Below are 5,580 nucleotides of genomic sequence, written 5' to 3'. Positions count from 1 at the left end.
GTTGTCCGGCGGTGTCCTACTCTCCCACACTCTCTCGGGTGCAGTACCATCGGCGCTGTGGGTCTTAGCTTCCGGGTTCGGAATGGGACCGGGCGTTTCCCCCACGCTATGACCGCCGTAACCCTGTGTACCGTTCCCCCTGGTCCGGGTGTGTGCCCGGGGGTGTGGGGGTGGTAAGTCTTGGGGGTCCGTCGTTCGTGCTGGACGTGACTGTATTGTGTTGTGGTTCTCCCCTGGTGGGGGTGGTTCCTGTTGTTGGTTGGGAACCGCATAGTGGACGCGTGGCATTTGATCTTCACCGTGGCGGTGCCTGGTTGCCCGGGCACCGGTGGTGTGTGGTGTAAGTTATCGGCTTATTAGTACCGGTCAGCTTCACAGGTCTTTGGTCCCTGCTTCCACATCCGGCCTATCAACCCAGTGGTCTGGCTGGGGGCCTCTCACACGGTTAGGTGTATGGAAATCTCATCTTGAAGCGGGCTTCCCGCTTAGATGCTTTCAGCGGTTATCCCATCCGAACGTAGCTAATCAGCGGTGCACTTGGCAGTACAACTGACACACCAGAGGTTCGTCCGTCCCGGTCCTCTCGTACTAAGGACAGCCCTTCTCAAATTTCCTGCGCGCGCAGCGGATAGGGACCGAACTGTCTCACGACGTTCTAAACCCAGCTCGCGTACCGCTTTAATGGGCGAACAGCCCAACCCTTGGGACCTACTCCAGCCCCAGGATGCGACGAGCCGACATCGAGGTGCCAAACCATGCCGTCGATATGGACTCTTGGGCAAGATCAGCCTGTTATCCCCGAGGTACCTTTTATCCGTTGAGCGACGGCCATTCCACAATGTGCCGCCGGATCACTAGTCCCGACTTTCGTCCCTGCTTGAGATGTCTCTCTCACAGTCAAGCTCCCTTGTGCACTTACACTCGCCACCTGATTGCCAACCAGGCTGAGGGAACCTTTGGGCGCCTCCGTTACTTTTTAGGAGGCAACCGCCCCAGTTAAACTACCCATCAGGCACTGTCCCTGACCCGGATTACGGGCCGAAGTTAGATATCCAGAGTGACCAGAGTGGTATTTCAACGATGACTCCACCCGAACTGGCGTCCGGGCTTCACAGTCTCCCACCTATCCTACACAAGCCACACCGAACACCAATACCAAACTATAGTGAAGGTCTCGGGGTCTTTCCGTCCTGCTGCGCGTAACGAGCATCTTTACTCGTACTGCAATTTCGCCGAGTTTATGGTTGAGACAGCGGGGAAGTCGTTACTCCATTCGTGCAGGTCGGAACTTACCCGACAAGGAATTTCGCTACCTTAGGATGGTTATAGTTACCACCGCCGTTTACTGGGGCTTAAATTCCCAGCTTCGCCCGCAAGGGCTAACCGGTCCTCTTAACCTTCCAGCACCGGGCAGGAGTCAGTCCGTATACATCGTCTTGCGACTTCGCACGGACCTGTGTTTTTAGTAAACAGTCGCTTCCCCCTGGTCTCTGCGGCCCCGATCCGCTCTGGCGAGCAAGTCGCCGTCACGGTTGGGGCCCCCCTTCTCCCGAAGTTACGGGGGCATTTTGCCGAGTTCCTTAACCATAATTCTCTCGATCGCCTTAGTATTCTCTACCTGATCACCTGTGTCGGTTTGGGGTACGGGCGGCTAAAACCTCGCGCCGATGCTTTTCTCGGCAGCATAGGATCACCAAATTCCCCCATGCGGGGGTCCCATCAGATCTCAGGCCCGTGATTGAACACAAGAACGCGGATTTGCCTACGTTCTGCCCTACATCCTTAGACCGGGACAACCATCGCCCGGCTTGGCTACCTTCCTGCGTCACACCTGTTAATACGCTTACCTCCCAGGATCAGGTCCCGCGCTCCACCAAAACCCTTCCACCACAAGGGCGGTCGGGCAGGTTTCGGGCGGTTAGTGTCCCCTGTTCGGTATTGGCGGTTTTTCGCCGGTACGGGAATATCAACCCGTTGTCCATCGACTACGCCTGTCGGCCTCGCCTTAGGTCCCGACTTACCCAGGGCAGATTAGCTTGACCCTGGAACCCTTGATCATTCGGCGGACGGGTTTCTCACCCGTCTTTCGCTACTCATGCCTGCATTCTCACTCGTGTGGGCTCCACCGCTGGTTTACACCGCGACTTCACCGCCCACACGACGCTCCCCTACCCATCCACACGCCTGAACCAAGGGAACAAGTCCCCGGCTGAGCGGATATGTGAATGCCACAACTTCGGCGGTGTACTTGAGCCCCGCTACATTGTCGGCGCGGAATCACTTGACCAGTGAGCTATTACGCACTCTTTCAAGGGTGGCTGCTTCTAAGCCAACCTCCTGGTTGTCTGGGCAACTCCACATCCTTTCCCACTTAGCACACGCTTAGGGGCCTTAGTTGGTGGTCTGGGCTGTTTCCCTCTCGACTATGAAGCTTATCCCCCACAGTCTCACTGCTGCGCTCTCACTTACCGGCATTCGGAGTTTGGCTGACGTCAGTAACCTTGTAGGGCCCATTAGCCATCCAGTAGCTCTACCTCCGGTAAGAAACACGCAACGCTGCACCTAAATGCATTTCGGGGAGAACCAGCTATCACGAAGTTTGATTGGCCTTTCACCCCTACCCACAGCTCATCCCCTCCATTTTCAACTGAAGTGGGTTCGGTCCTCCACGACGTCTTACCGTCGCTTCAACCTGGCCATGGGTAGATCACTTCGCTTCGGGTCTAGATCACGCCACTACGGTCGCCCTGTTCAGACTCGCTTTCGCTACGGCTTCCCCACACGGGTTAACCTCGCGACGTAACACTAACTCGCAGGCTCATTCTTCAAAAGGCACGCCGTCACAGCCCCGCGATGAATCGCGCACTGCTCCGACGGTTTGTAGGCACACGGTTTCAGGTACTGTTTCACTCCCCTCCCGGGGTACTTTTCACCTTTCCCTCACGGTACTGGTCCGCTATCGGTCATCAGGGAGTATTTAGGCTTACCAGGTGGTCCTGGCAGATTCGCACGGGATTTCTCGGGCCCCGTACTACTTGGGATACTCTCCAAACGGCAGCACGCATTACGGTTACGGGACTTACACCCTCTCCGGCCGGGCTTTCAAACCCGTTCACCTATACGCCTGCACACATTTCACCAGTCCGGCAGAACTGGAACGGAAAGTCCCGCAACCCCAGTGATGCAACGCCCGCCGGCTATCACACACCACTGGTTTAGCCTCATCCGCGTTCGCTCGCCACTACTAACGGAATCACTGTTGTTTTCTCTTCCTGTGGGTACTGAGATGTTTCACTTCCCCACGTTCCCTCCACGCACCCTATGTGTTCAGATGCGGGTCACCGGATCACGCACAAGGCGCCCCCGGCGGGGTTTCCCCATTCGGACATCCTGGGATCAAAGTTCGGTTATCAACTCCCCCAGGCTTATCGCAGATTCCCACGTCCTTCTTCGGCTCCTGATGCCAAGGCATCCACCGTGTGCCCTTAAAAACTTGACCACTAAGATCAAAAACATATCGAGAAAACCAGGCCTGAAATCAATCAGAACCAGATTTTACTGAAATTGCTTCTTTTTAAGATGCTCGCGTCCACTATGCAGTTCTCAACCAACAACCCCGTCACACCCCCACCCCGCCCCCCTCACGGGGACACAGGACACGGCATGCGCGGGAAACCAGAAACAACACGCCCCGCCCCCCGCACCCGGTCACAACAACCAGGCCACGGAAAGAAGGGCCCTGTTATCTCAGGACCCAACAGTGTGCCAAACGCCTCAATCCCCTCCACCGGCCGCACCCCTTCCAGACGCACCGGCACGCACCGGCCCCCCAATAAGGAACCCGCGCAGCACCAGGGCGCCGTACTAACGGCAACCGGGAAAAGAACCCAAACTATTCGCTGATATTCCACCCATGAGCACCCACCGCGGAACAAACGCCCGCGCAATGGGCTGACTCCTGCAGGCCGCACACCCAACACTTGGGAAGCGTGCACGCACCTGAGGCGCTCCTTAGAAAGGAGGTGATCCAGCCGCACCTTCCGGTACGGCTACCTTGTTACGACTTAGTCCCAATCGCCGGTCCCACCTTCGACGGCTCCCTCCCACAAGGGGTTAGGCCACCGGCTTCGGGTGTTACCAACTTTCGTGACTTGACGGGCGGTGTGTACAAGGCCCGGGAACGTATTCACCGCAGCGTTGCTGATCTGCGATTACTAGCGACTCCAACTTCATGAGGTCGAGTTGCAGACCTCAATCCGAACTGAGACCGGCTTTTTGGGATTAGCTCCACCTCACAGTATCGCAACCCTTTGTACCGGCCATTGTAGCATGCGTGAAGCCCAAGACATAAGGGGCATGATGATTTGACGTCGTCCCCACCTTCCTCCGAGTTGACCCCGGCAGTCTCCCATGAGTCCCCGGCATAACCCGCTGGCAACATGGAACGAGGGTTGCGCTCGTTGCGGGACTTAACCCAACATCTCACGACACGAGCTGACGACAACCATGCACCACCTGTAAACCGGCCACAAGTGGCTGACGCATCTCTGCGCCATTCCGGTTCATGTCAAGCCTTGGTAAGGTTCTTCGCGTTGCATCGAATTAATCCGCATGCTCCGCCGCTTGTGCGGGCCCCCGTCAATTCCTTTGAGTTTTAGCCTTGCGGCCGTACTCCCCAGGCGGGGCACTTAATGCGTTAGCTACGGCGCGGAAAACGTGGAATGTCCCCCACACCTAGTGCCCAACGTTTACGGCATGGACTACCAGGGTATCTAATCCTGTTCGCTCCCCATGCTTTCGCTCCTCAGCGTCAGTTACAGCCCAGAGACCTGCCTTCGCCATCGGTGTTCCTCCTGATATCTGCGCATTTCACCGCTACACCAGGAATTCCAGTCTCCCCTACTGCACTCTAGTCTGCCCGTACCCACCGCAGATCCGGAGTTAAGCCCCGGACTTTCACGGCAGACGCGACAAACCGCCTACGAGCTCTTTACGCCCAATAATTCCGGATAACGCTTGCGCCCTACGTATTACCGCGGCTGCTGGCACGTAGTTAGCCGGCGCTTCTTCTGCAGGTACCGTCACTTTCGCTTCTTCCCTACTGAAAGAGGTTTACAACCCGAAGGCCTTCATCCCTCACGCGGCGTCGCTGCATCAGGCTTGCGCCCATTGTGCAATATTCCCCACTGCTGCCTCCCGTAGGAGTCTGGGCCGTGTCTCAGTCCCAGTGTGGCCGGTCACCCTCTCAGGCCGGCTACCCGTCGTCGCCTTGGTAGGCCATTACCCCACCAACAAGCTGATAGGCCGCGAGTCCATCCAAAACCACAATAAAGCTTTCCACCACCAGGCCATGCGGCCGGAGGTCGTATCCAGTATTAGACCCGGTTTCCCAGGCTTATCCCAGAGTCAAGGGCAGGTTACTCACGTGTTACTCACCCGTTCGCCACTAATCCCCGGTGCAAGCACCGGATCATCGTTCGACTTGCATGTGTTAAGCACGCCGCCAGCGTTCATCCTGAGCCAGGATCAAACTCTCCGTAAATGCATTACAGACACAACACAGGCCCCCGGGAAAACGGG

General features: G+C 57.0%; 3 rRNA genes. All 3 read right to left on the bottom strand.

The annotated features are described in order from the left end of the window. Positions 1-3: 3 nt before the first annotated feature. The 3 genes from rrf to AC4D14_RS18100 all read right to left on the bottom strand — a co-directional run bounded on the left by rrf (position 4) and on the right by AC4D14_RS18100 (position 5,542). Positions 4-120, bottom strand: a 5S ribosomal RNA gene (gene rrf, locus AC4D14_RS18110). A 215-nt stretch (positions 121-335) separates the two neighbouring features. Next, positions 336-3,499 (bottom strand): 23S ribosomal RNA (locus AC4D14_RS18105). 516 nt (positions 3,500-4,015) lie between these two features. After that, a 16S ribosomal RNA gene (locus tag AC4D14_RS18100) occupies positions 4,016-5,542 on the bottom strand. Together the 16S, 23S and 5S rRNA genes form the textbook arrangement of a ribosomal RNA operon. Between the last annotated feature and the right edge of the window lie 38 nt (positions 5,543-5,580).

The organism is Arthrobacter sp. TJ-254 (genome assembly GCF_058269175.1).
This window is presented reverse-complemented; position numbering and strand designations above follow the sequence as displayed.